We start from the raw sequence: 26,096 nt of genomic DNA on the forward strand, positions 1-26,096 counted from the left end.
CACCGTCGGCCGGCTCAGACATTCCAACCCTAACCGGAGTGGTGGGCCGATCCGCCACCCGGGGTGGCGCCGATCAGTGCCTCCACACGGGAGAGGTCCCACCCGGTGGAGCCCCCTCCGTCTCGGCTCCGGAAGGCGCGCGCCCACACCCTGCGACGCACGGCGAGCTCGAAGCACCGCCGGTCGTCGTGCAGGTAGGCGCCACGCCCTGGTAGTCGACCCCGGGTGTCGGGCGTGATGACCGTGCCCTCGGCCACCAGCCGCACGAGGTCGGACTGGACTGCCCGTGACCGGCACCCCACGCACGTGCGTACGGGTCGGTCAAGACCGCCTGCTTCCACCCTATCGCGTCGAGACACGGACGCGACCCCATTAATCGCCATCGGCCCCGTCATCGGCCCGGTCGGCGGGTTCCGCGTCCGAGCGGATGTCGATGCGCCAGCCGGTGAGCCGCGCGGCCAGACGGGCGTTCTGCCCCTCCTTGCCGATCGCCAGCGACTGCTGGTAGTCCGGCACCACGACACGGGCGACGCGGGCGGCCATGTCCAGGATCTCCACCGAGTTGACCCGGGCGGGCGACAGGGCGTTGGCGACGAAGACGGCCGGGTCGTCGGAGTGGTCGACGATGTCGATCTTCTCCCCGTGCAGCTCGGCCATGACGTTGCGGACCCGGCTGCCCAGCGGTCCGATGCAGGCGCCCTTGGCGTTGACGCCGCCGCGGTTGGACCGGACGGCCATCTTGGTGCGGTGCCCGGCCTCGCGGGCGATCGAGGCGATCTCCACGGTGCCGTCGGCGATCTCGGGCACCTCCAGCTCGAAGAGCTTGCGGACCAGGTTCGGGTGGGTCCGCGACAGGGTGACCGAGGGGCCGCGGTGGCCCTTGCGGACCTGCACCACGTAGGCGCGCAGGCGCTCGCCGTGCGTGTAGGTCTCCGTCGGCACCTGCTCCTGCGGAGGCAGGATGGCCTCGATCTTGCCGAGGTCCACCAGCACGTTCCGGGGGTCCTTGCCCTGCTGGATGATGCCGGAGACGATGTCGTGCTCGCGGCCGGCGAACTCGCCGAGGGTCAGCTCGTCCTCCGCGTCGCGCAGGCGCTGGAGGATGACCTGCTTGGCCGTCGAGGTCGCGATCCGGCCGAACCCGGTGGGGGTGCCGTCGTACTCGCCGGCGACCTCGCCCTCCTCGTCGAGCTCCGCCACCCACACGGTCACGTGGCCGGTGGAGCGGTTCAGCTCGACGCGGGCGCGCTTGTCGGCGCCCTCCTCACGGTGGTAGGCGATCAGTAGGGCGTCCTCGATGGCCTTGGCGACCAGCTCGACCGCGATGTCCTTCTCGCGCTCCAGGCTGCGCAGGACACTCATGTCAATATCCACGGGGCTTCCCCTCTAGTCCACCGCGTCGGCGTCGCGACGGAATTCCACCTGCACCCTGCCCTTGGCCAGTTCGGCGTGGGCGAAGGAGCGGGGCTGACCCTCGACGTCCAGGGTGACCCCCTGGTCGTCGGCGCCGGTCACCCGACCGGTGACCTCGCCGCCCCCGGTGAGGGCGGCCTTCACCAGCCGGCCGCGGGAGCGCCGCCAGTGGCGCGGCTGTGTCAGGGGACGGTCCACGCCGGGAGAGGTGACCTCCAGGACGTAGGGAAGCTCACCCATGACGTCGGAGGCGTCCAGGGCGTCGTTGACGTCCTGCGAGACCTCGCCCACCGTGTCCAGGTCGACCCCGTCGTCGGAGTCCACGACCACACGCAGGACCCGGCGTTTCCCGGCGGGTGTCAGCTCGACGGCCTCCAGGTCCAGCCCGGCCTCGGCCAGTACCGGCTCCAGCAGCTCGGCGATGCGCTCGTCGCGCCCCTGCGCTCCCATGTCGTGTCTGCCCCTCCAACGGCGAAATTCCGCCCGTGTTCGGGGCGGTCCAGCTCTGTACGTAGTCTGCTTATCGGTTCCGCCGCGTCCTCGTGTGACGGCGGCTGTGCTGCAAGGGTATCCACTCCTGGACACGTTCCAGGTCGCTGGCGTGTCGGACGCCGTGGAAAGATGGTCCACGGCCGGGGAGCACGGGAGGAGACCAGGTGGGTCTGAACGGCGTCAGCCGCCGCACGGTGCTGGGCGCGGCGGTGGTTCTGGGTCTGACCGGATGTGGCCGCGCGGAGTGGTATCCGTCGGACGTGACCCCCGAGGAGTTCACGCTCCGCGCCCTGATCCGCGAGAAGAACCGGACGGTGGCGCGCTACGAGACCGCGCTGGCCGAGGGAGCGGGTCCGGAGGACCTGCTGCGCCCCATCCTGGAACGGCACCTCGCGCACCTGGACTCCCTGGTGGAGGCCCTGCCGGAGGACTCCTCCCCGGCCTCGGCCGCGCCGGAGGAGGGCGAGCCCGCCGCGCTCCCCACCGAGGTCCTGGACCTGGCGGAACTGACGGCCCTGGAGTCCGCCGCGGCGAGCGCGCGCGTGGACCGGGCGCTCGCCGTGGCGGACGCCGGACTGGCGCAGCTGATCAGCGGGATCGGCGCCTGCGAGGCCGGACACGCCTACCTGCTGGGCCGACACGGAGAGGATCGAGGGTGAGCGAGGACAGCGAGGACTCCGTCGTCCCCGAGGCACTGGCCGAGGCGCTGGCCGCGGAGCACGCGGCCGTGCACGGATACGAGTACCTGCGCGGTGTCGCCGAGGGCGCGCCCCGCCGCGACGCCGCGGGCGGGTACGCCCACCGGCACAAGGCGCTGCGCGACGCGCTGCACGCCGCCGCCGTGGACCGGGGCGTCGGACCGGAGCCCGCCCGGGCGTCGTACCCGCTGCCCGAGGAGCGGGACCAGGCGGGCCTGGACGCCTTCGCGGCGGGCCTGGAGGAGACCGCGGCGCGGGCGTACCTGTGGCTGGCCGCCTCCGACGACGCCGAGCTGCGCTCGACCGCCGCCCGCGCGCTCCAGGAGACGACGGTCCGGGCGCTCGCGTGGGGCGGCGAACTCGACGCCCTGCCCGGCTTCGAACAGGCCTGACCGCCCCGGCCTGCGCGGGCCGGGGCGGTCAGGCCCACGTCACGGGAGCGGTCACCCCTGGCAGGCGGCCACCGCGCGGTCGACGACCTCCGCCAGCGCGACCTCCTCGCGGTCACCGGTCCGGCGGTCCCGCAGCTCCACCACGCCGTCCTTGAGCCCGCGCCCGACGATGACGCCGGTCGGGATACCGAGCAGCTCCGCGTCGGTGAACTTCACGCCCGGCGACACGCCCTTGCGGTCGTCGACGAGGACGCGCAGGCCCCGGGCCTCCAGCTCCCGGGCGATCCGGAGCGCCTCCTCGATCTGGTCGCCCTTGCCGGTCCCCACCACGTGCACGTCGGCGGGAGCGACCTCGCGCGGCCACACGATGCCCTTGTCGTCGTGCGACTGCTCCACGATCGCGGCCACCGCGCGGGACACGCCGATCCCGTACGAGCCCATCGTGACGCGCTTGGGCTTGCCGTCGGAGCCCAGGGCGTCCACCTGGAAGGCGTCGGTGTACTTGCGGCCCAGCTGGAAGATGTGGCCGATCTCGATGCCCCGGGCCGTGTACAGGGCGCCCTGGCCGTCGGGAGAGGGGTCGCCGTCGCGCACCTCGGCGACGTCGATCGTCCCGTCCGGCGTGAAGTCGCGCCCGGCGACCAGGTCCACCACGTGGTGGTCGGTCTTGTCGGCGCCGGTCACCCAGGAGGTCCCCGTCACCACGCGCGGGTCGACCAGGTACCGGACCTTGTTGTCCAGGAGCGCGCGCGGGCCGATGTAGCCCTTGGCCAGGAACGGGTTGGCGGCGAAGTCGGTCTCGTCGAGGAGCGCGACCTCGGCGGGCTCCAGGGCGGCCTCCAGGCGCTTGAGGTCCACCTCGCGGTCGCCGGGCAGGCCGATGCCGAGCAGCTCCCACTCGTCCGCGCCGGGCGCGCGCGTCTTGACCAGGATGTTCTTCAGGGTGTCGGCCTCGGTGAAGTCCCGGCCCAGGTCGGCGGCGTTGAGGAAGTCCACCAGCGTCTGGATCGTCGCCGTGTCCGGGGTGTGGTGGACCCGGGCCTCGGGCAGCCCCTCGATCGGCAGGGCGGGCGGCGCGGGGGTGGTGACGGCCTCGACGTTGGCGGCGTAGTCGGACCCGGTGCTGCGGACGAAGGTGTCCTCACCGGTCGGCGCGACGGCGAGGAACTCCTCGGAGGCGGAGCCGCCCATCGCCCCGGACGTGGCCGACACGATCACGTAGTCGAGCCCGAGCCGGTCGAAGACGCGGATGTAGGCGGCGCGGTGGGCGTCGTAGGAGGCCTGGAGGCCCTCGTCGTCGATGTCGAAGGAGTAGGAGTCCTTCATGTGGAACTCGCGGCCGCGCAGCACGCCCGCCCGGGGCCGCGCCTCGTCCCGGAACTTCTCCTGGATCTGGTACAGGATGACCGGGAAGTCCTTGTAGGAGGAGTACTCGCCCTTGACCAGGAGTGTGAAGAGCTCCTCGTGGGTGGGGCCGAGCAGGTAGTCGGCGCCCTTGCGGTCCTGGAGGCGGAAGAGCGTGTCGCCGTACTCGGTCCAGCGCCCGGTCGCCTCGTAGTACTCCCTGGGCAGCAGGGCGGGCAGGAGCACCTCCTGGGCGTCGATGGCGTTCATCTCCTCGCGCACGACGCGCGACACGTTCTCCAGCACCATCTTGCCCAGGGGCAGCCACGTGTAGACGCCGGGAGCGGCGCGGCGCACGAACCCGCCGCGCACGAGCAGCTTGTGGCTCGGCACCTCGGCGTCCGCCGGGTCCTCACGCAGGGTGCGCAGGAACAGGTTCGACATCCGCAGTAGCACGGCCACTCCTCGTTGCTGGCGCCGGTCCGGCGCGCGGTGGGGATTCTTGGAAAACCAAGGCTAGCGGCAGTGCGGAGGCGTTCGCGCGCCCTTTGTCGGGGTGGGGGACCAGCCCACGCCCGCGGTGCGGCGCCCCCGGCCATGTCCTAGCCTGGGGGGATCGGCGATCCGGGGGGCGTGGACATGGGCAGGCGACGTGCGCGCCAGCGGGACGGGGACCCGGCGGCAGACGAGGTGCCGGTGCCGACCGCCCCGCCCGGCGCGGAGCTGCTCGCCGACGCCGACCGCCCCGACTCCTGGTTCCTGGTGGTCGAGGGCACCCCGCAGTCGCACGTGGACCTCACCGACCCCACCCACCTCGACTTCTCCTACGTCCGGCGGATCGCGCACGCCGTCGACCTGGTCGCCCCCGAGGGGGAGCCGATCGACGCCCTGCACCTGGGCGCGGGCGCGCTCACCCTGGCGCGCTACGTCGCGCACACCCGCCCGGGTTCGCGGCAGCGCGCGGTCGACGTGGACGCCCCGCTGGTCGAGGTGGTACGCCGCAGGCTGCCCTGGGACCGGCGCGCCCAGCTGCGCGTGGGGATCGGCGACGCGCGCGAGTGGATCTCCGCCCGCCGCGACGCCAGCGCGGACCTCGTCGTCAGCGACGTCTTCTCGGGTGCCCGGACGCCCGCGCGGCTGACGTCCGTGGAGTTCTACACGGAGGCGGCGCGCGTGCTGCGCCCCGGCGGGTTCCTCGTGGTCAACATCGGCGACGGCCACACGCTCGACCACGCGCGCGCCCAGGTCGCCACCGCCGGCGCGGTCCTGCCGCACCTGGCGCTGACCGCCGAACCGGGGGTCCTGCGCGGGCGCCGGTTCGGCAACCTCGTCCTCGTCGCCGGGCACCGGCCCCTGCCCGCCGACGACCTGGGCCGCCGCGCCCACCGCGACCCGGAGATGGCGCGCCTGCTCGCGGGCGGGGACCTGGACCGGTTCGCGTCGGGGCGGTCGCCGGTACGGGACGCCGACGCCGTGGACTCCCCCGCTCCCCCCGACGGCGTCTTCTGACCCCGCCCTCCGCCTCCCCTCGCCTACTCCCGTGGGAGTACACGGGGACGCGGAGAACCCTCCCGTGGACGACGCGCGCCCGCGAGGGGTGCCCCGTACTGTCGAGGGTGTGGCAGCACTACTCCCGCGCCCCACGCGCACCGACACCTGGATCGCCCTGGCCGTCCTGTCCCTCTCGCTGGCCAGCACGCTCGCGGTCCACCTGATCGACCCCGTCCCCGCGCAGCGGGACCCGTGGCCGTGGGGGTACGCGCTCGTCGCGGCCGCGTGCGCGCCGGTGTTCTGGCGCGTCAGCCGCCCGTGCGTCGGCAGCGTCGTGGCGATCGCCGCCGCGACCGTGTACTACCCGTTGGGGTTCCCCGACGGCCTGGTGATGCTCAGCGCGGCGGTGATGCTCTACTCGGCGGTTAGGTACGGGCACCGGGTCTTCGGTTGGGCGCTGGGCATCGGCCAGTTCGCGTCGATGTACGCGTACGAGATCGTCGCGACCGGGACGGTGCGGCTGGAGGCCGTCGGTCTCGTGGCCTGGGTGCTCGTCCTGCTGTGCACGGCCGAGGTGATGCGCTGGCGGGCGGAGTACCAGCGCGCCGACGCCGCGCGCGCCGCCGAGGCCACGCGCACCCGGGAGGAGGAGTTGCTGCGGAGGGCCTCCGACGAGCGGCTGCGGTTGGCCCGCGACGTCCACGACACCGTCGCCCACAACATCTCCCTGATCAACGTGCAGGCCGGGACGGCGCTGTACCTGATGGAGAGCGAGCCGGAACGGGCCGCGGAGGCCCTGGCCACCATCAAGGCGACGAGCAAGGACACGCTCACCGAACTGCGCGCCATGCTCGGGGTGCTGCGGTCGGCCGACGAGGCCGCGCCCCGCTCCCCGGTCCGGGGGCTGGACCGGGTCGGGGAACTGGTGGCGGGGGCGCGCCGGGCGGGTGTCGACGTCACCGTGGAGACGGAGGGCGGGCGCGACCACCTGCCCGTGGGCACGGACACGGCGGCCTACCGCACGGTGCAGGAGGCGCTGACCAACGTGGTCCGGCACTCGGGCGCGGTCTCGGCGACCGTGCGGCTCGCGTACGGCGCCACGGCGCTGGACATCGAGGTCACCGACGACGGGCACGGCACGGTCGGCCCGCCCGTGCCCGGCAACGGCATCACCGGCATGGCCGAGCGCGCCGCCCTGGTCGGCGGCTCGGTGGACGTGGGACCGCTGGCGGGTGGAGGATTCCGGGTGCGGGCGCGCCTGCCGCTGGACGGCGAGCGCCCCTCCGCCGCGGTCTCCGACGGGGCCGCGACCGCCGACGAAACGGAGTCGCCGTGATCCGGGTGCTGCTCGCCGACGACCAGGCCCTGGTGCGCGCCGGGTTCCGCGCCCTGCTGGACAGCACGCCGGACATCCGGGTGGTCGCCGAGGCCGGAGACGGCGCGGAGGCGGTGCGGCTCGCCCGGGAGGAGACGCCCGACGTCGTCCTCATGGACATCCGCATGCCGGGCGTCGACGGGTTGGCGGCGGCCGGGCGCATCCTGTCCGACCGGTCGCTGGAGCGCACACGGGTCGTCATCCTCACCACGTTCGACCTGGACGAGTACATCTTCGAGGCGCTGCGGGCGGGGGCGAGCGGGTTCCTGGTCAAGGACACCGAGCCGGCCGACCTGCTCCAGGCGGTGCGGGTCGTGCACGGGGGCGAGGCCCTGTTGTCGCCCGGGGTCACGCGGCGGCTCATCGCCGACTACGCCCGCCGCCCCAGGAGCGCGCCCCAGCCGTCGACGCGGCTGAACGGGCTCACCGAACGCGAGCGCGAGGTGGTCGCGCTGGTGGGGGAGGGCCTGTCCAACGAGGAGATCGCCGCGCGCCTGGTGGTCAGCCCCGCCACGGCCAAGACGCACGTGAGCCGGGCGATGGTGAAACTCGGGGCGCGGGACCGCGCGCAGCTGGTCGTCATCGCCTACGAGACCGCGCTGGTCGCCCCCCGGTGGAGCCGGGGGGACTGAGCGGCGCCGTCCGTGCCCGGCGGAACCGGGCTCCGGGACCCCTGACCCTCGCTCGGGGACCTCCCGTACCCGCCCTGGCGTAGCCGCGCGGCGGCGACTACCGCTGCGGGCGTCGATCGGGTGACGCCGACGGGACGACGCGCGGCGCCCCGCCCGCGTCGGATGCTGGACCCCGTCCACGGCACCCGACCCCGAGGCCCGGCCATGTTCGAAGACCCCCTCCTGCTCGCCCGGCTCCAGTTCGCGCTGACGGCCGCCACGCACTACGTGTTCGTGGCCCTCACGCTGGGCCTGGCCCCCTACATCCTGGTCACCCAGGCGGTCGCCACCGTGCGCGGCGACCGGTCGCGGATGGTGGCGGTCCGCTTCTGGGGCGGCCTCTACCTGGTCAACTACGGCATGGGCGTCCTGTCCGGCCTGGTGATGGAGCTCCAGCTCGGACTGAACTGGAGCGGGCTCCAGGAGGTGTTCGGCTACTCCTTCGCCGCACCGATCGCGGTGGAGACGATGACCGCGTTCTTCGTCGAGTCCACGTTCCTCGGGCTGTGGATCTTCGGCTGGGACCGGATGGGCCGGTGGGCGCACCTGACGTGTTTCGCGGTGGTCACGGTCACCGCCTACGCGTCCGCGTGGTGGGTGCTGGTCGCCAACGGGTTCCTGCGCCACCCGGTCGGCTTCGAGATGGTGGACGGCGTGGCGCACCTGACGGACCCGGTGGCGCTGCTGGCCAACCCCGCCTCGGCGATGGCGTTCGGGCACGTCGTGACCGGCGCGGCGCTGGTCGGAGCCCTGGTGGTCGCGGCCGTGAGCGCCTACCACCTGGTGCGGCGGAACGACCCGCACGGGATCTTCCGGCGGGGCGTGCGCTACGCGGCGATCACGGTCACCCTCCTGGTCCTGCCCGTGGCGGCCTTCGGCGGGACGCAGTTCGCGTACTTCGACCAGGCGCCGCCGACCAGCGGTCTGACCTACACGGCCGAGGAGATCGCGGCGATCGAGGCGGCGGCCGGGGGCGGCGCGGCCGAGGTGGCGGGCCTGGCCGGAGAGACGACGATGATCCTGGCGTGGACCGTGATCGCCCTGATCGGTCCGCTGATGCTGCTGGCGTGGCCGTTCGGCGGGCTCGACCGGTGGCGCTGGTTCCTGGCCCCGCTCGTGGCGGCCCCCCTCCTGCCGTACGCGGCCAGCGTCGGCGGCTGGGTGTTCCGGGAGACCAACCGGCAGCCGTGGGTCGTCGTCCACCACCTGACCACGGCGGACGCGATGACCCCCCTGTCGCCGGGGATGGCCCTGGTCTCCTTCTCGCTCTTCACCGGGGCGTTCGCGGTACTGGCCGCGGTCACCTGCTGGCTCCTGGTGCGCTACGCCCGGCGCGGCCCCGAGGGCGGTCCCCTCGCCGAACGCCGGGAGATCGCGTCCGAGGAGCCCGCCGCCCCCGTCCACTCGTTCTGACCCCAGGGAGCCCACCATGGACGTCCTCTCCTCCGTACTCCTCGCCCTGTTCCTCGTCGGCTACCTCGTCCTGGCCGGGTCCGACGTGGGCCTGAGCATGCTCATGCCCGTCGTGGGACGCGCCCCGGGGCAGCGCCGCCGGGTGGTCGCCGCGATCGCCCCCTACTTCCTGGCCTCGGAGGTGTGGCTGGTCGCCGCCGTGGGCGTGCTGGCCGGGCTGTTCCCCGTCACCGAGCACCACGTGGTCGTGGAGCTCTGGCCGGTGCTCGTCGCCCTCCTCGCCGGGTGGCTGGTCCGCGACGCCGGACTGTGGTCGCGGGCGCGGATCGACCGGCCGGGCTGGCGGGCCGTCTGCGACGGGGCGATCGTGGCGGGCGGCTGGGCGGTGGCCGTCGCCTGGGGGCTGGTCGTGGCCGGTCTGCTCACCGGGGGGCCGACCGCGAGCCCGTTCACCGTGGCGTGCGCGGCCACCGTGGTCTGCCTGTTCGCCCTGCGGGGCGCGGCGTTCGGCGCGGAGCGCCTGGTCGGAGCGGACGAGTGCGACGGCGCGGACGCGGCGGCCCGGGCGACGCGTCCGCTGGCCAGGGTCGGGCTGGGCCTGGCCGTCGTCACGGCCGCGGCGACGCTCCTGCCCGGAGGCCCGGCGGACGGGGCCGCGGTGGTGTCCGTCGTCCTGGCGGTGGTCCTGGTCGGCGCGCTCGCGGCGACGAGCGGGCTGAGGGGGCCGATGCTGTCCCGGCACACGTCGGCGGTCGCGATCGCGGTCCCGGGACTGTTCGCGGTCCTGGCGGCGGACCTCCCGACGGCGTCCATCCCGGCCACCACCGGCGCCTTCGTGTGGGCGGCGCTCGCTCCGGTGATTCCGGTCATGGTCATCGGGCAGGTTTGGCTCTACCGAATGACACGCCGACCGGCGCCGGAGCCGACCTTCTTCGGCTGAATCCGCCCGCCGCACCCGCGCCCGGAGCTCGGCGAAGGTGCAGGTCACCGGAGCTACGCGCGACGATCGCCGGGCGCGGACCCGCCCCGGGCCAGCGCGGCGGGTCGGCCCGACGGGTTGGGGCGGCCGGGCGGGGGGCACCTCTTCGTCGGGATAGGCGTCCGTGGCGTCCCCTGTCGAATCAGGGGGCTCCCATGGGTCACGGGCGCCGTCGAGCCCGGAGGAGGGACCGTGACTCACTCCCTGACCACCACCCCCGAAGCGAGCGGTTGCAGCTGCGGTTCCGGCTGTGGTTGCGGCTGCCAGAGCGGCGGCTCGTGCAACTGCGGCGGCAGCTGCGGATAGCGCTCCGACCGACCAGCACACCGACACACCGTGGACGGGCCGCCGTTTCGGGCGGCCCGTTATCCGCCCTCACACGCCGCGACATTCCGCAACGATAGTTATACCCTGTGTGACATCGCGGGGCCGCGTATCCACCCGGCGGGGGGAGATCAGCGATGTCATCGTCCACGACGCCAGCGCCACGGGGAGGGTTCACCTCCCCACACGCGCGACTGCTCCGGTGCGTCCAGGGGATCCGGGAGCGCTCGGCCCGCGCGGTCCCGTGGGAGCCCGACACGGTCGGCCTCCCGAGGGCGGGCGACTCCGACAGCGCCCTGGCCCGGATCAACGACGTCGCCTTCTACGCGAACGCGCGCGACGAGGTCGCGGCCCTCGCCGGAGTCTGCGTCGACCTGTTGTTCCTGCACCGCCCGGACGAGGACGGCGACCCCGAGGGGCGCCGCTGCCTGGGCTGCGAGCTGCCGTGGCCGTGCCTGACCTTCGGCGAGCTCACACGGCTGCTGCGCTGACCCCGACGGCGACGCCCGCCGGGCGCCGCCCCCGGACATGGCGCCGCCCGGCGGGGTCGGGGCGCGATCCGACCGCACCGGGCGGCGTGCACTCGCCGTCCGCTGGCGCCCGATGACCGAACAACCGGGCGCCCTCACCGGGCGAGGTATACGCCGAGGCTAAACTGAAACGCGTTCTACCGCAAGCCCTCACGCGCCTGAAAAACCGAATGGGCCCAGCGAACCGTGTTCGCAGGGCCCATGGAACATGATCTACCCGGTGATCTCGACCGGGTACTGGATCGCCGCCCGGTCCGCCAGCATCGGTCGGATGACGGCCAGGGCGGCCTGGTGCGCGGGGTGGTCCCGGTAGGCGGCGAAACCCGCCTCGTCGTCGACGTCGGCGACCACGGCGAAGTCGTAGGTCCCCTCACTGATCCCCGCGTCCGGGCCGAAGGCGTAGGCCCGCAGTTCGGGGATGACGCCGGGCAGCTCGCCGAGGAGCTTCTCCACCTGGGCGACCCCGGCGGGGGTGACGTCGTCCCGCCAGCGGAACAGTGCGATGTGTCGAATACCCATACCGGAGAACCTACTCTCCCGCCTCGACACGGGAACGGCCAGGCCCAGGGGCGGGGGACAGCCCCTGGGACCGACCGGGGCGGCGAGGCGCAGCGTCCCGTGGACTCTCCGAGAGCAGGGCCCTCCCAAACGCGACGGGGCGCGCCTCGCACCACCGACGTTAACGAGGCGGCGGTAACGCGAACACCCTCCAAGAGGTAACCGGAACATCTCGATTCGCCCCGTGGGCACCGCGCGTACACCCTGCTGACCTGCGACGACACACCGTCACACCGGCGCCGCGGTACCAACTCCCCCACCCGCCACACACGCACCAGGGGCCCCAGAGGCCCGGGAGGACGCCGAACGCATCTCCGGGAATCCGCCGGGGCGTCGCCGTACCGTCACGAAATTCGCCGGGGGTTGCACGGGGTTGCGATTCCGACCGAATGGGGGAACAAAGAAAGCCCCGGGGGTTTCCCGGGGCGGCTGGTCAACTTATCCGTGTCGCCAGCAGATATGCGGACGGTGAATCCGCGTCGACGATATCCGTGACCCTCCAGGCCTGCCCTCCGACTGTGAAGACCTCACCGACGCGGACGTCGATCATCGGCGTGGGCCGCCACTCCTTCGGGCCACCGATCTTGGCCACCGGCTGGCCGTCCTCCGCGATCCAGAACTGGCCACCGCCGACCGGACCGCCGGCGAAACGATCGTTCCGCCCATAACTGATCTTCTCCTGCGCACCGATCTCGTGGACCACCGTGGTTTCAGTCCCAACCCGTCTCGGAATCCATTGAAAACGCAGCCGCGCGACCCGGACGCACGAAGGATCACGGCGTTTTCTCACCGGGCCGCTCATTCAGCAGACTAGCCCACGAAAATAATGCGCGGGCGGGACCTTGGTCCCGACCCGCGCACCGAAACAGAGGATGTGACGCGCTTCTCAACCGCGCTCGGCGGTGCCCCTTCCGCCCTTCAGACGGCCCACCAGCGTCTCCAGCGCCGAGCTGAACGGGTGGTCGTGCACCATGTACGTCCACGTCATCGACGGGCGCTTGACACCCACCTCGCCGACGTCGAGCCGACCGTCGCGCACCTCCAGCTCCTCGAAGCTCTCCGCGGCGCGCGCCCGCGCCTCGTCGAGGAAGCCCTTGAAGACCGGCACCGCCTCCCGGTTGAACTCGTCCAGGGGGTCGCGGCGGCCCAGGAAACGCAGGTGGATGCCCTCACGCAGCTCCGCCAGGAACGCGTTGTGGTCGGTCCATCCCCGGTCCAGGTGGTAGAGGGTGATCAGGCGCGCCGCCCTGGCCACGCTCTCGTCGTCCAGCTCCTCGGCCAGCTCCTTGTGGCGGTCGGGGCGGTCCGCCCTGATGTGGCGGGCGCCCTCGTCCCCGGTCAGCACCTTCTCGCGGTGCTCCAGCACGACGTCGCGCTGGACGTCGATGAGCTGGTTGTACCGCCACGTGTTGCGGTGCACCTCCAGCAGCTGTCCCTCGGCGACCCGCTGCGCGTGGTCGACCATGGCCAGCCAGCCGTCGTCGGTGATCTCGCCGTCGTCGGTCGTCCGGTAGCCGGTGGTCTCCGACGCGTGGTTGACCAGCAGATCGTCGTCCATGCTGACGAAGAAGATCGAGTCGCCGGGGTCGCCCTGGCGGCCCGCGCGTCCGCGCAGCTGCCCGTCCAGGCGGCTGGAGGGGTAACGGCCGAAGCCCATGACGTACAGGCCGCCCGCCTCGACCACGCGGTCGCGGTCGGACATGTCGCTGCCGCCGAGGCGGATGTCGGTACCGCGCCCGGCCATCTGCGTGGAAACCGTGATCGCGCCGTGGGTACCGGCCTCGGCGATGATCGCGGCCTCGTCGGCGTCGTTCTTGGCGTTGAGGACCACGCACTCCAGCCCGTCCTTGCGCAGGCGCTCGGCCAGGAGTTCGGACTCGGCGACGTCCTGCGTGCCGATGAGGATCGGGCGGCCCGTCCCGTGGACGTCCTCGACCCTCGCGATGAGGGCGTCCTCCTTCTCCTCACGCGTGGCGTACAGCCGCGTGCCGTGGTCCTCACGCACGCACGGCTTGTTGTCGGGGATGACCGCGACCTCGAGCTCGTAGAACTCCCGCAGCTGCTCGGCCACGGCCATGGCCGTACCGGTCATCCCGGCGCGCACGGGGTAGCGCAGCACGAGCGACTGCACGGTGATGGAGTCGAGGACCTCGCCGGTCTCGCTGAGCGCGACCTTCTCCTTGGCCTCGACGGCGGCCTGGAGGCCGTCCGGCCAGCGCTGGAGCAGGGCGATGCGGCCGCGCGACTCGTTGATCAGCCGCACCTCGCCGTCGCGCACGACGTAGTGGACGTCGCGCTGGAGCAGGACGTGGGCGTGCAGGGCCAGGTTGACCTGCGGCAGGACGGAGGTGTCGTCCTCCGAGTACAGGTCGACGCCGCCCAGGGCCTTCTCCACGGCGTCGATGCCCGCGTCGGTGAGCTGGACGTTGCGTCCCTCGCCGTCGACCTCGTAGTGCAGGCGCGGCTTGAGGGCGTGGACGACGTCGGCCATCTCGACGTCGGCGGCGACGGCCTCGGCGGCGCCGGCCAGGACGAGGGGCACGCGGGCCTCGTCGACGAGCACGGAGTCGGCCTCGTCGACGATCGCGACGGAGGGCTCGGGCACCACGCGGTCGTCGATGTCGGTGACCATGCGGTCGCGCAGGACGTCGAAGCCCAGCTCGCTCACGGCCACGTAGGTGACGTCGCAGGCGTAGGCGGCGCGGCGCTCGTCGGTGGAGGACTCCTCGTTGATCCACCCGACGGTCACGCCGAGCGTGTCGTAGAGCGGCCGCATCCACTCGGCGTCGCGGCGGGCGAGGTAGTCGTTGACACTGAGGACGTGCACCCGCTTGCCGCGCAGCGCGAACCCGGCCGCGGCGAGCGCGCCGGCGAGGGTCTTGCCCTCACCGGTCGCCATCTCGGCGACGTGTCCGTCGAGCAGGGCCATGACGCCCAGCAGCTGCGAGTCGAAGGGGCGCTCGTCCAGGGTTCGCCGGGCGGCCTCGCGGCCGACGGCGCACAACGACACGAGGTCGTCGCGTTCGTAGGGGAGCTCGGCGTTCCCGAGGTCGATGGCGCGGTCCGTCAGCTCGGTGTCGCTGAGCTCACGCAGACCGTCCTCCTCGGCCTCGATCGCCGGCAGGAGCTTGGTATAGGGCCGCAGATCCACCGCGCCTGGCTTGCCCAGGAGGCGGCGGACGCTTTCCGCCATTCGTCCGAACACCACGCCAGGGTAACGCCGAGCACAACCCCCGGGTTCCCGCCGGACGCCCCGTGTCCGATCCGCGTGCCGACGACCGGCCGACACGCGGACGCGCTCAGGCGAGCTGCCGGTGCGGACGCTGGCGGGCCTCCAGGGCCATGGCGTGCTTGACGAGCGTGACCAGGACCCCGACGACGGACTGGCGGTCGCGGGCGTCGCAGCGGACGATCGGCACGTCGGGGGTCAGGTCGAGGGCGTCGCGCAGTTCGTCGGTGGTGTAGGCGGCCTCGGGGTCGAAGTCGTTGACGGCCACGACGAACGGGAGGCGGTACTGCCGTTCGAAGTAGTCCAGCGCCTGGAAGGTGTCCTCCAGGCGGCGCGTGTCGGCCAGGATGACGGCCCCGAGGGCGCCCCGGACCAGGTCGTCCCACATGAACCAGAAGCGCTGCTGTCCGGGTGTGCCGAACAGGAACAGGGTCAGGTCGGTCTCCAGGGAGATCCGGCCGAAGTCCATCGCGACCGTGGTGCTGGTCTTGTCCGGCGTGTGCGAGAGGTCGTCGACCCCGACGCTGGCCTCGGTCACCGCGGCCTCGGTGCGGACCGGGGGGATCTCCGAGACGGCTCCGACGAACGTGGTCTTGCCGACCCCGAAGCCACCGGCCACGATGATCTTCGTGGAGAGTTCGGTCGTTGCCTGGACGTGCTTGGAGCTGTTGGCTGGATGGATCACAGTTAGTCCTAGCGGAGAGTGCCGGGCGCGCACTGCGGACGGTTGGTTGGCACGACCCGGACTTGAGGGGCGCGGGCGCCCCCGGATCCGAACCACCGCGAGGGGCACCGCCCCTGGAACCTAACACCGGATCGCCTTCCGTGAAGGCGATTCCGCGCAGTGTGACACGACACCCAGCCCCGCCCTCCGAGGGGGTTCCCGGCCCTGGGCACGCCGAGGGGCCACGGGTCCCGAGGAGGCGGCGCCGTGGCGGGGTGTCCGCGAACACGGACGCACCGTGACCAGCAAAGCACGGAACAGTACCCGCGTGGACCGACTTCACGACTATGTGAGCGGCCGTATTCGGCCGCTTTCGGCCGCGCCGATCCCTGTCCGCGACCGACCGCGGAGTCTACGGTGGAGGGCGGGGCACCCGTCGGAACACGGTCGTCAGGACTCCTGGCACGAGCAGGCGACCGGAGCGGGCGCCCCGGCGGCGCCCCTGGGCGTTCGTCCGCGAACCGACGCCTCGCTCTTCGGTGTCGGGGGCGGTCGGCGGCCCGAGGTCCACGCCCGCGGAGCCCGTCGGCCCACATCCGTCCACGTGGGTCGGCGGGCTCTCCCCTCCCGACCGCCGCCGCGCCCGGTTCGCCGCCCGCGGGCTGCGGACGACCGGTGCCGCGAGCCGGGTTGGCCGTAGGATGGACGCAGCCCCTTCCCGCGGACGAGCCGCACGCCGGAGCGCGCGGGAGCGACGGGGCACGGACCCGACCGTCGATTCTCCCGAGGGAGCCGAGAACCCCACATGTCCGAGCAGCGCGTCGTCCGCCCCACTCCCATCAGCGGTTTCCCCGAGTGGACCCCCCAGGTCCGGGCCGTGGAGCAGCGCTGGCTGGACCATATCCGAGCCGGGTTCGAGTCCTACGGCTTCGCGTCCGTGGAGACCCCCTCGGTGGAGAACCTGGACGTCCTGCTGGCCAAGGGCGAGACCTCCCAGGAGGTCTACACCCTCCAGCGGCTCCAGGCCGACGCCAAGGACGACTCCGACGCCAAGCTCGGGCTGCACTTCGACCTCACCGTGCCGACGGCGCGGTACGTCGCCCAGCACTTCAACGAGCTGACCTTCCCGTTCAAGCGCTACCAGATACAGCGCGTCTGGCGCGGCGAGCGCCCGCAGGAGGGCCGGTACCGCGAGTTCACCCAGTGCGACATCGACGTCATCAACGTCGACTCCGTCCCGCTGCACTTCGACGCCGAGCTGCCGCGCATCGCCCACGAGGTGCTCAGCGGCCTGGACCTGCCCGCCTGGACGCTCAACGTCAACAACCGCAAGGTCCTCCAGGGCTTCTACGAGGGCCTGGGCGTCAAGGACCCCGTCGTGGTCATCCGCGCGGTGGACAAGCTGCACAAGATCGGCGACGACGGCGTGCGCGACATCCTCCTCGCCGAGGGCCTGAACGACGAGCAGGCCGACGCGTGCCTGGCCCTGGCACGGGTGCGCGGGGGCGGCGCGGACGTCACCGGGAAGGTCGAGGCGCTCGGTGTCGCCTCCGAGCTGCTCTCCGAGGGCCTGCGGGAGCTCACCTTCGTCCTGGACGAGCTGTCCGACCTGCCCGAGGGCAGCGTGGTCGCCGACCTGTCCATCGCCCGCGGGCTGGACTACTACACCGGGACGGTCTACGAGGCCTCCTTCGACGACGACCCCGGCTACGGCAGCATCTGCGCGGGCGGCCGCTACGAGGACCTGGCGGGCCAGTTCATCCGCCGCCGCCTGCCCGGGGTGGGCATCTCCATCGGCCTGACCCGCATCTTCGCCAAGCTCGTGGCCGAGGGCCGGATCCAGGAGGGACGGGTCTGCCCGACCGACGTCATGGTGGTGGTGCCGGGCGCCGAACAGCGCGCGGAGGCCCTGCGCACCGGGGCGCTCCTGCGCGGGCGCGGGTTCAACACCGAGGTGTTCCACTCCACCGCCAAGGTCGGCAAGCAGATCCAGTACGCGTCGAAGAAGGGCGTCCCCTTCGTCTGGTTCCCGCCCTTCGGCGCGGACGGGGCCCACGAGGTCAAGGACATGGCCAGCGGCGAGCAGGGCCCGGCCGACCCGGCGACCTGGCGTCCCGCCGACGCCGCCGAGTAATCGGTTCCGGCATGGGCGGTTTCTGACCGCTCGTGCCGGAACCGGCCATTCGCGAGACAGCCCCGGCCGGTCGGTGGGAGACTGGGGGCAGGCTGTCCTCCGTGCCTCCGCGCCCGCCAGGCGTGCGCGGCGCGGGCCGATTCGGTGTCCAAGTAATCGAGGCCATGTCTCATCCCCGCCACAACCTGCCCCTGTCCGCTGGCGAGTTCATCCGGTTCGTCGGACGTGAGCGCGACATCGTCGACCTGGGCCGCCTTCTCGGGACCGCCAGGATGGTCACGCTCACCGGGACCGGCGGCATCGGGAAGACGCGGCTCGCCCTCCACCTCGCCGAGCGCGTGCTCCGCCGCTTCCCCGACGGCGTGCGCTTCATCGACCTGAGCGAGGCCTCCACCCACGACCAGGCGCTGCGCACGGTCGCCAGCGGCCTCCAGGCCGTCGAGGACGACGCCCGCACGGTGATGGAGGCGATCATCACCGCTCTGCGCACCCAGAACCTGCTGCTGCTCCTGGACACCTGCGAGCACGCCGTCGGGCCGATGGCCGAACTGTGCGAGGCCGTCCTGCGCGACTGCCCGCGGGTGCGCATCCTGGCCACCAGCCGCCAGCCGCTGCACGTGTCGGAGGAGAACATCTGGCGGGTCCCGCCGCTCTCCCTGCCCGCCCGGCCGACGCCCACCGACCCCTACGCCGCCGACCCCGCGCCCATCCCCCGCCGCGACACCCAGCGCTACGAGTCGGTGCGCCTGTTCGTCACCCGCGCCCACGCGGCCCGCTCCGGTTTCGAGATGACCCGCGAGAACTCCGGCTACGTGGCGGAGATCTGCCGGATGCTCGACGGCATGCCGCTGGCGATCGAACTGGCGGCGGCCCGGGTGCGCGTGCTGTCCGTCCAGCAGATCCTGCGCCGCCTGGACGACCGCTTCCGCCTGCTCACCAGCGACGGCTCCGACGACCTCCCCGCCCGCCAGCGCACCCTGCGCGCGGTCCTGGAGTGGAGCCACGACCTGCTGACGGAACCCGAACGCCGCCTGCTGCACCGGTTGTCGGTGTTCACCACGTGGTACCTGGAGGCCGCCGAGGAGGTCTGCTCGGGCGACGGGGTCGACCCCGCGGACATCCTGCCGCTGCACTTCTCGCTCGTGGACAAGTCGCTCGTGGTGATGGACGCCGAGATCGACGGCACCACGCACTACCGCCTCACCGAGACCGTGCGCGCCTACGCCGCCGAGCGCCTGGCCGAGGAGGGCGACGAGGACGAGCGCTGGGAACGCTACCTCCGCTTCAGCGTCCAGCACCTGGAGCAGATCGCCGCGGGTGTCGCCAAACCGCTGACCTGGGAGGAACGCCTGGGGCAGCTGCGCCTCCTCGACCACCACCGCGACAACCACGCGCGGGTCACCCAGTGGGCGCTCTCGCGCGGCCGCGTGGACGACGCCCTGCGGGTGTGCGTGGCCCTGCGCCCGTACTGGCTGGTCCGGGACCTGTCCGCCGAGGGCGGCCGTGCCCTGGAGAGCGTCCTGGACACCGACCCCGACCGGCAGTCGCCCGTCCTGCGCACCCGTGCCCTGGCGCTCCACGCCGAGCTGCGCCTGGACCTGGACCCCGCGCCGCGCGTCTCCGCCCTGGCCCAGTGCGCCCTGGAGGCCGCGCGGGCCTGCCGTGAGCCGGGGGCCGCCGCCTCCGCGCTGACCACCCTGGCCGCGCTCGCCCTGCGCACGGGTGCGCTCGACGAGGGGCGGCGGTACGCCGACCGGGCCCGTGAGTGGGCCCGGGGCGTGGGCGACCCGATCACCGACGGGAGCACGCTGGGCGTGCTGGCCCGGCTGGCCCGCCGCCGGGGCGACACCGAGGAGGCCGTCCGGCACCTGGAGCACAGCATGGAGGTCGCGGAGGGCTTGGGCGACCGGTGGAGCGTGGCGCGCAGCCTGCACGGTCTGGGGTCGATCGCGGCCGAGGAACGCGACCACGACCGCGCGCGGGAGCTGCTGTCGGAGGCGCTGGCGGTCTTCAGCGCGTTGGAGGCCGCCCCGGCGGCGGCCCGCTGTGCCCGCACCCTGGGCAGGCTCCTGCTCAACGACGGCGACGTCCTGGAGGCCCGCGAGCCCCTGTCGACCTGCCTGCGGCTGAGCTTCACGTCCGGTCAGCGGATCGCGGTCGCCCGTGCCCTGGAGGCGCTGGCGGAGCTGGCGTTGGCCGAACGGGAGGCCGAGCGCGCGGCGGCTCTGGCGGGCGTGGCCTCGGACCTGAGGACGTCACTGGGCCGCCCGTCGGCCGAGACCGTCCGGCTGCGGTCGGCGGTGGAGCGGCGCGTGGGCGGCGCCCGGGCCGCCGAGGCGTGGAACGCGTGGCGGACCCTGCCCCTGGAGCAGGTCCGGGACCGCGCCCTGGCCTTCCCCCGGGCCCCCGACCGCGCCGCCGGGCCGGAGTCCCTGACGCCCCGGGAACGCGAGATCGCCGAACTGGCCGGGCAGGGGCTGTCCAACCGGGAGATCGCCGAGCGACTGACCATCAGTCAGGCCACCGCCGCACGCCACGTCGCGAACATCTTCAGAAAACTCTCGATTTCGTCGAGGACGCAGTTGACCGGCTGGACTTCCGCGGCGGACTCGGGATGAGGGTCGGCGTGTTGTCCGGAAGCACTTGCACAGTGCGCGTGCACGCGCTAAACCAGAAACTCCAAGTACCACGTCCCACCTCCCTACGTGTTCGATCCCGTACCCCTTTCCTCCGCACTGGTGAAGACCTTCCCCGACCGCCCCTACCTGTGAAGGCCATGGCACCTCTGACCGCGCCCGCGCGGCACAACCTCCCTCGGCCGGGAACCGGCTTCGTGGGCCGCGAGCGGGATCTGAGCGACCTGCTCCGACTCCTGGGTTCCAGCCGCTCCGTCACCCTGTGCGGGTCCGACGGTCTCGGCAAGACCCGGCTGGCGCTGCGGGTCGCGGAGCAGTCCACCGTCTCCTTTCCCGACGGCGTGTGGATCGCCGACCTCACCGACGCGGGCACGGCCCTGGAGGTCCACGCGCGCGTCGCGAACGCGGTGGGCGTGGTGGAGGAGCCCGGGCAGCCGATGTCGACGACGGTGATCGAGGCGCTGCGCTCGCGCCGTCTCCTGCTGATCCTGGACGCGTGCGAACACCTCGCCGACGTGGTCACCGAGGTCGGGGAGGTCCTGCTGACGGAGTGTCCGGCGGTGACGGTCCTGCTCACCAGCCGGGTGCCGATCCGGCTGAGCGGTGGCACGGTGTGGCGAGTGCCGCCGATGGCGTTGCCCGTGGCCACGCGCAACGCCCCGCCGCCGGACCCCGCCGGCGCCGAGGCGGTCCGCCTGTTCCTGGACCGGGCCCGCGCCCGCGACCCCCGCTTCACCGTCTCGCCCGGGGAGCTGGAGACGGTGGCGGTGCTGTGCGACCTGGCCGGAGGGGTCCCGCTCGGGATCGAGGTGCTCGGCGCGAGCGCCCCCGGAGCAGACCTCGACGCCCTCGCCGAGGGCCTGCGCGCCCACCTGGCCTCGCCGGACGTGCGTCCCGGTCCGGGTCAGGCGGTGGCGCGCAGCGAGGTGCTGCCGCTGGTGCTGGACTTCGTGTACGCCAACCTGACCGAGCGGCAACGCCTGCTGCTGTGCCGCCTGTCGGTGTTCCGCGGGTGGGACCTGGAGCTGGCGGAGCAGGTGTGCGCCGACGAGGAACTCCCGGAGACCGAGATCCTCGATCTGCTGACCTCGCTGCTCAACCGGTCGCTGATCACGGTGACCGGTGAGTTCGAGGGCCGCGTGCGCTACCGGCTGCCCGGGGCGGTACGCGGGTTCGCCCGGGAGCGCCTGGCCGCCCGCGGCGAGGCCGAGCGGTTCCAGGAGCGGCTGTTCACGCGGATGCTGCGGCTGGTGGAGGACCTGGGTCGGCGGTTGGAGTCGAGCCAGGCGATGCCCTGGACCGAGCGGGACTCGGGACGCCAGCGGGTCATCGCCGAGTTCTCGACGCTGCGCTCGGTGCTGCGTTGGGCGCACCAGCAGGGGGCCGCCGAACCGGGCCTGCGGCTGTGCGTGGGTCTGGTCGCGCACTGGGTCAGCCACCAGTGCTACTCCGAGGGCGCGCACTGGATGGACCTGCTGCTCGGCCTGGAGGACGCCGCCAAGGCTCCCTCGCGGGCCCGGGCCCTGGTCGGGCGGGCCCAGCTCGCTCGGGTGCGGCGGGACCACGATCGCGCCCTGGCCCTGGGCGAGGAGGGGCTGCGGCTGTGCCGCGAGGCGGGCGACGACCCGTTCGTGCGCACGTGCCTCAACCTCCTCGCGCTGGTGGAGGTGCGCACCCGCACCGGGGACCGCGCCGCGGTGCGGGTGGAGGAGGCCCTGCGGATGTGCCGGGAGACCGGCGACCTGTGGGGCGAGGCGATCGCCCTGGGCACGCGGGCCGCCCTCGTCGCCCAGCAGGGCGACTACCCGAGCGCGGACCACCACTTCAACGCCGCGCTGACCCTGTTGCGCGGGATCGACCACCGCTGGGGGGTCGGCGTCATCCTCATCGGCCAGGCGGGCGCGGCGGAGGCCAACGGCGACCTCATCACCGCCGACCGCTGCTACCGGGAGGCCCTGGACACCCAGCGGCTGATCGGCGCGGTCGCCGAGGAGGCCCGCTGCCTGTCCGGCATCGGGCGCGTCGCCCACGCGCAGGGGCACACCGAGCAGGCCTGCGACTACCTGAGCGAGGGCCTCGGCCTGAGCCACGCCACCGGGCAGCGGGCGGAGGCCGCGCGCACCCTGACCGCGCTCGCGCGGGTCGCGTTCGAGCGGAACCAGCGCGAGTCGGCCTGCCGCCTGGCGGGCGCGGCCATGGAGGTCCGGGGCCGCCTGGGCCTGCCGACGCGCCCGGCGCCGTGGCCGTTCGCCGACCAGGAGCGGATCCGCCGCCGCAGGCGCCAACTGGTCGGGTGGTGGGAGCAGGGGCGGGTGCTGGACCTGGCCGAGGCCGTCCGGGAGGCGGAGCTCCTGTCGGAGGAGGGTCGCCGACCGCCGTCGCGGCGCTCGTCGAGCGGGCGGCGGGGCGGGACCCGGACGAGGCGGACGGAGTCCTCCGCCGCGCCCCCGCCGGAGTCGACCAGCCCGCGCCAGCGCCTGACCCGGCGGGAGCTGGAGATCGCGCGCCTGGTGAGCACCGGCAAGAGCAACCCGGAGATCGCCCGGGCGCTGTTCATCACGCCGTCGACGGCCGCCCGGCACGTCGCCAACATCAACCGGAAGATGGGCTTCCACTCACGTACGCAGATCACCGCCTGGATCGAGCGGCACGGCACGTCGGGCTGAGCGGCGCGGCCACGCCGTACCGGCCGCACACCGGCCGCGCCGCAGCCGCACGCGCGCAATCTACATATGCATCTGCACCGCAACATGCATGTGCACCTGGCCGTGAACGCGCTAGGCTTCCAGCCATGGGACCTCGGGCCCAACACCACCCGGGGTCGGTGGAGAACCGTGCCGGGACGAGGCGCTCCCAGGGGAGGGGTACCGCGGCACCCGCCCGGCACGGTCGGCCGGGCTCGCCACGTGGAGGGGGCGTGACGAGCCCGGACAGCCGAACCACCGCCGCCTGGGACGACTGGGGGTACGCATGGGGGTAGCACTGACTGCGGGAGCCGGACGGCCGGGACACCAACTGCCACGGAGGGACGACCCGATCGGCTCCCTCACCGGGGGACTGTGCGAGCGGCTGCGGCTGCGCCCCGCTCGGGGCGGCACCATCCGCGGGCGGAACGGCCGGGTGGACGCGCTGACCTTCGCCGCCACGGTGGAACGGGCGGCCTCGGGACTGAGCCGCCGGGGGATGTGCTTCGGCGACGTCGTGGGGGTGCTGGCCCCCGTCTCGCCCGAGCGCTTCCTGGCCACCTACACCGTGATGGCCGTGGGCGGTCGCGCCCTGCCGCTGGCGACAGCCTCGGACCTGGACACCCAGAGCGCCATCCTCGCCGAGACCGACACACGCCTGCTGCTGGTCACCGCCGACCTGGCCCAGACCGCCCTGGAGCTGGCCGAGCGCTCGCGGGTGCGCCAGGTGATCGCCTTCGGGGACGCCCTGGGGACGACCCCCTTCGACGAGCTTCTCCAGCCCAGCCCGGACGGAAGCGGCTACAACCCCACGCGGGGCCTCTTCGACAACGGCATCCTGGGTTATGAGCGCACCAGCGACGGCGTCCTGACCACCCTCTACCCGCACAGCGACCTCATGGCGCGCTTCTGTGCCCTACGGGGACGACTGGACCTGACCTCCGACGACGTGGTCGCCGTGGACGAGGGCGGCGACGAGCCCACGCGGGTGGCGCTGGTGGCGCTCGCGCTCTGGACGGGAGCGTGCGTCGTGGCCGGAGAGGACTCCGCCGTGCCGGAGGGGCGACGGGTGACGGTCCGCTGCGCCCCCGAACCGACGCGGGTGGCCCACCCGCACGCCGACGCGATGTACTGAGACGCGCCCGCCGCGGGTCTCCGCGACCGGGGGCCTACTCGCCGCCCACGGTGCCCGGGTCGTCGATCTCGAACCACGCCACGTGGGTGGCCCCGCTCCAGTACTCACCGCTGCGGCTGGCGCAGCTGTCGACGATGAGGCGGCCGCGCCCGTAGTCCTCGCCGTCCTCGCGCGAGTGCCCGTCGACGCCGTCGCGCTCGCCCTGGTCGGCGACGGCGACCCTCAGCCGACCCGTGCCCGAGCGCAGGAACAGCGTCATGACCCCGCCGGTCTGCCCCGAGCGCGAGTGCAGGAGCGCGTTGGTGGCGAGTTCGCTGACGGCGAGTTCGGCGTCGTCCAGGGCGCCCTCGGCGTGGCCCCTCCCGGAGAGGAACCCGCGCACGCGCGCCCGGATGGAGCGGACGGCCGTGAGGTTGCCCGCGCAGCTCCAGACGGTGTTGTCGGTGGCGTCACCGGGGAGGTCGCCGAGTTCGATCGTCGGCGCGACCGGCGGTGTCGGCGCGGTGTCCTCCGGAACCTCCGCGGGGACGTGTTCCCGGAGTTGCCTCGCCTCAGCCATCCGGTCACTCCAATCACCCGCGACGGCGCGCGGGTCGCGCAGCCTGCACTCACCTTAGACAAGGGTGGGCTTGGTCCAGAACAGCACACCCGGCGTCCCGCCGTCGCGGATCGGCCACAAAACGCCGTCACGTTTCCTCCCCCGTGAGGACAAAGGAAACAGCGGACACCCCAGAAGCACCCATGTGACGTGTAACACGTTGGCAATGCGGAAGGGACACGGCCGTTCGCCTGACAGGCACTCGACCCAGGAACGATAATCGTTCCCCATCAGTGGGGTCGCGGCGCGACCCTCCACCGTGCGGGCCGGAGCGCCCTCCGACCCGCACCCGACGCGAAGGACACCATGAAGATCGCGTTCGCGGGCAAGGGCGGCAGCGGCAAGACCACGCTCTCCGCGCTCTTCACCCGCCACCTCGCCGCGCAGCGGGTCCCGGTCGTGGCGGTCGACGCCGACATCAACCAGCACCTGGGCGCGGCGCTCGGCGTACCCGAACGCCACCTGGACCGCCTGCCCGCGCTGGGCGCGCACCCGACCGAGATCAAGGAGATCCTGCGCGGGGACAACCCGCGGATCGCCTCGGCGGAGGCGATGATCAAGACGACGCCGCCCGGTCGGGGGTCGCGCCTGCTGAGGGTGACCGGCGAGAACCCGGTGCACGCCCGGTTCGGGGCGCCCGCCCACGGCGCGACGCTCATGGTCACCGGCCCCTACTCCGAGGAGGACCTCGGCGTCTCCTGCTACCACTCCAAGGTCGGCATGGCGGAGATGTACCTCAACCACCTGGTCGACGGGCCCGGCGAGTACGTGGTCGTGGACATGACCGCGGGCGCCGACTCCTTCTCCTCCGGACTGTTCACCCGCTTCGACATGACCTTCCTGGTGGCCGAGCCGACCCTGCGCGGCGTGGGCGTGTACCGGCAGTACGCCGACTACGCGCGCGACCACGACGTCGAGATCCGCGTGGTCGGCAACAAGGTGCGCGACGAGGAGGACGTCGAGTTCCTGCGCGAGCACGTCGGCGACGCGCTCGCGGCGTGGATGTCGCACTCGGGGTTCGTGCGGTCGATGGAGAAGGGCCGCCACCCGGAGCTGACCGACCTGGAGGAGGAGAACGTCAAGACGCTCGGCCGACTGCGGGACATGGTCGACGCGACCCGCAAGGACTGGGCGCGGTTCACCCGACAGTCATCCGAGTTTCACCTGCGCTACAGTCGGGGCCGCGCGGACGCGGCCGAGCTGGCGGCCCAGGTCGACCCGGACTTCCTCATGGGTCCGACGGCCCTCGATCCCGACTCCCCCGCAGGTGAAACGGACAAAACGGACAAATAGCTCGTTAAACACCACGGTTTCACTTCCCCCCGACATCGATTGG

The 26,096-nt window shown here is 73.0% G+C and carries 22 protein-coding genes; 13 read left to right on the forward strand and 9 right to left on the reverse strand.

The features are described from left to right. Positions 1-29: 29 nt before the first annotated feature. Genes AB0I72_RS18115 through rimP form a run of 3 tightly spaced genes read right to left on the reverse strand, consistent with a single transcriptional unit; the run spans position 30 to position 1,863 of the window. A complete protein-coding gene (locus tag AB0I72_RS18115) occupies positions 30-395 on the reverse strand; it encodes a YlxR family protein (RefSeq protein ID WP_358569610.1) in 366 nt (121 codons plus the stop codon). Then, a complete protein-coding gene (gene nusA, locus AB0I72_RS18120) occupies positions 373-1,362 on the reverse strand; it encodes a transcription termination factor NusA (protein ID WP_358569613.1) in 990 nt (329 codons plus the stop codon). The genes AB0I72_RS18115 and nusA overlap by 23 nt, the downstream gene beginning before the upstream one ends. 24 nt (positions 1,363-1,386) lie before the next feature. Next, complete coding sequence (gene rimP, locus AB0I72_RS18125; protein ID WP_358569616.1) at positions 1,387-1,863, reverse strand: ribosome maturation factor RimP; 477 nt, start codon at positions 1,861-1,863, stop codon at positions 1,387-1,389. 206 nt (positions 1,864-2,069) lie between these two features. Here rimP and AB0I72_RS18130 point away from each other — a divergent pair, with 206 nt between their 5' ends. Then, entirely contained in the window at positions 2,070-2,564 is a 495-nt protein-coding gene (locus tag AB0I72_RS18130) for a hypothetical protein (protein WP_358569619.1), read from the forward strand. Beyond that, a complete protein-coding gene (locus AB0I72_RS18135) occupies positions 2,561-2,995 on the forward strand; it encodes a DUF4439 domain-containing protein (RefSeq protein WP_358569622.1) in 435 nt (144 codons plus the stop codon). Before AB0I72_RS18130 ends, AB0I72_RS18135 begins: the two co-directional genes overlap by 4 nt. 51 nt (positions 2,996-3,046) lie before the next feature. On the opposite strand, the gene AB0I72_RS18140 is transcribed toward AB0I72_RS18135, so the two are convergent. Then, positions 3,047-4,783, reverse strand: coding sequence for a proline--tRNA ligase (locus AB0I72_RS18140; RefSeq protein ID WP_358569966.1), 1,737 nt, complete (start codon positions 4,781-4,783; stop codon positions 3,047-3,049). A 195-nt stretch (positions 4,784-4,978) separates the two neighbouring features. Between AB0I72_RS18140 and AB0I72_RS18145 the strand changes: the two genes are divergently transcribed. The 6 genes from AB0I72_RS18145 to AB0I72_RS18170 all read left to right on the forward strand — a co-directional run bounded on the left by AB0I72_RS18145 (position 4,979) and on the right by AB0I72_RS18170 (position 11,083). Next, the gene (locus tag AB0I72_RS18145; protein WP_358569625.1) at positions 4,979-5,848 is read left to right on the forward strand and encodes a fused MFS/spermidine synthase; all 870 of its coding nucleotides are present in this window, start codon (positions 4,979-4,981) and stop codon (positions 5,846-5,848) included. Between the two features lie 109 nt (positions 5,849-5,957). After that, positions 5,958-7,166 (forward strand): sensor histidine kinase, encoded by a 1,209-nt coding sequence (locus AB0I72_RS18150; RefSeq protein ID WP_358569628.1) that lies wholly within the window; start codon positions 5,958-5,960, stop codon positions 7,164-7,166. Next, on the forward strand, positions 7,163-7,837 hold the full coding sequence (locus AB0I72_RS18155; protein WP_358569631.1) for a response regulator transcription factor: 675 nt from the start codon (positions 7,163-7,165) through the stop codon (positions 7,835-7,837). Before AB0I72_RS18150 ends, AB0I72_RS18155 begins: the two co-directional genes overlap by 4 nt. 204 nt (positions 7,838-8,041) lie before the next feature. After that, positions 8,042-9,289, forward strand: coding sequence for a cytochrome ubiquinol oxidase subunit I (locus AB0I72_RS18160; protein ID WP_358569634.1), 1,248 nt, complete (start codon positions 8,042-8,044; stop codon positions 9,287-9,289). Positions 9,290-9,305: 16 nt separating this feature from the next. Beyond that, entirely contained in the window at positions 9,306-10,229 is a 924-nt protein-coding gene (locus AB0I72_RS18165; RefSeq protein ID WP_358569637.1) for a cytochrome d ubiquinol oxidase subunit II, read from the forward strand. Positions 10,230-10,729: 500 nt separating this feature from the next. After that, positions 10,730-11,083, forward strand: a complete 354-nt coding sequence (locus tag AB0I72_RS18170) for a hypothetical protein (RefSeq protein WP_358569640.1) — start codon at positions 10,730-10,732, stop codon at positions 11,081-11,083. Positions 11,084-11,335: 252 nt separating this feature from the next. On the opposite strand, the gene AB0I72_RS18175 is transcribed toward AB0I72_RS18170, so the two are convergent. The 4 genes from AB0I72_RS18175 to AB0I72_RS18190 all read right to left on the reverse strand — a co-directional run bounded on the left by AB0I72_RS18175 (position 11,336) and on the right by AB0I72_RS18190 (position 15,594). Then, positions 11,336-11,641 (reverse strand): Dabb family protein, encoded by a 306-nt coding sequence (locus AB0I72_RS18175; RefSeq protein ID WP_358569643.1) that lies wholly within the window; start codon positions 11,639-11,641, stop codon positions 11,336-11,338. A 472-nt stretch (positions 11,642-12,113) separates the two neighbouring features. Then, complete coding sequence (locus AB0I72_RS18180) at positions 12,114-12,383, reverse strand: DUF6406 domain-containing protein (RefSeq protein ID WP_358569645.1); 270 nt, start codon at positions 12,381-12,383, stop codon at positions 12,114-12,116. A gap of 183 nt (positions 12,384-12,566) precedes the next feature. Next, the gene (gene secA2 / locus AB0I72_RS18185; protein WP_358569648.1) at positions 12,567-14,873 is read right to left on the reverse strand and encodes an accessory Sec system translocase SecA2; all 2,307 of its coding nucleotides are present in this window, start codon (positions 14,871-14,873) and stop codon (positions 12,567-12,569) included. A gap of 106 nt (positions 14,874-14,979) precedes the next feature. Continuing rightward, entirely contained in the window at positions 14,980-15,594 is a 615-nt protein-coding gene (locus AB0I72_RS18190) for an ATP/GTP-binding protein (protein WP_358569651.1), read from the reverse strand. A 784-nt stretch (positions 15,595-16,378) separates the two neighbouring features. On the opposite strand from AB0I72_RS18190, the gene hisS reads away from it, so the two are divergent. From hisS to AB0I72_RS18210, 4 genes are all read left to right on the forward strand, one after another. Further along, positions 16,379-17,707: a histidine--tRNA ligase gene (hisS, locus tag AB0I72_RS18195; protein ID WP_358569654.1), complete on the forward strand. Its 1,329-nt coding sequence runs from the start codon at positions 16,379-16,381 to the stop codon at positions 17,705-17,707. 164 nt (positions 17,708-17,871) lie between these two features. Continuing rightward, positions 17,872-20,325, forward strand: coding sequence for a tetratricopeptide repeat protein (locus AB0I72_RS18200; RefSeq protein ID WP_358569657.1), 2,454 nt, complete (start codon positions 17,872-17,874; stop codon positions 20,323-20,325). Positions 20,326-20,492: 167 nt separating this feature from the next. Next, positions 20,493-23,009, forward strand: coding sequence for a LuxR C-terminal-related transcriptional regulator (locus AB0I72_RS18205; RefSeq protein WP_358569969.1), 2,517 nt, complete (start codon positions 20,493-20,495; stop codon positions 23,007-23,009). A 304-nt stretch (positions 23,010-23,313) separates the two neighbouring features. Continuing rightward, a complete protein-coding gene (locus tag AB0I72_RS18210; RefSeq protein ID WP_358569660.1) occupies positions 23,314-24,162 on the forward strand; it encodes an AMP-binding protein in 849 nt (282 codons plus the stop codon). 34 nt (positions 24,163-24,196) lie between these two features. Here AB0I72_RS18210 and AB0I72_RS18215 read toward each other — a convergent pair whose 3' ends face one another. Next, positions 24,197-24,721 carry an ATP-binding protein gene (locus tag AB0I72_RS18215; RefSeq protein WP_358569663.1) on the reverse strand — a complete coding sequence of 175 codons (525 nt, stop codon included), beginning with the start codon at positions 24,719-24,721 and terminating at the stop codon, positions 24,197-24,199. Positions 24,722-25,066: 345 nt separating this feature from the next. Between AB0I72_RS18215 and AB0I72_RS18220 the strand changes: the two genes are divergently transcribed. Then, on the forward strand, positions 25,067-26,053 hold the full coding sequence (locus AB0I72_RS18220) for an ATP-binding protein (RefSeq protein WP_358569667.1): 987 nt from the start codon (positions 25,067-25,069) through the stop codon (positions 26,051-26,053). Positions 26,054-26,096 lie beyond the last annotated feature (43 nt).

It is taken from the genome of Nocardiopsis sp. NPDC049922, assembly GCF_040660275.1.
Lineage (GTDB): Bacteria > Actinomycetota > Actinomycetes > Streptosporangiales > Streptosporangiaceae > Nocardiopsis.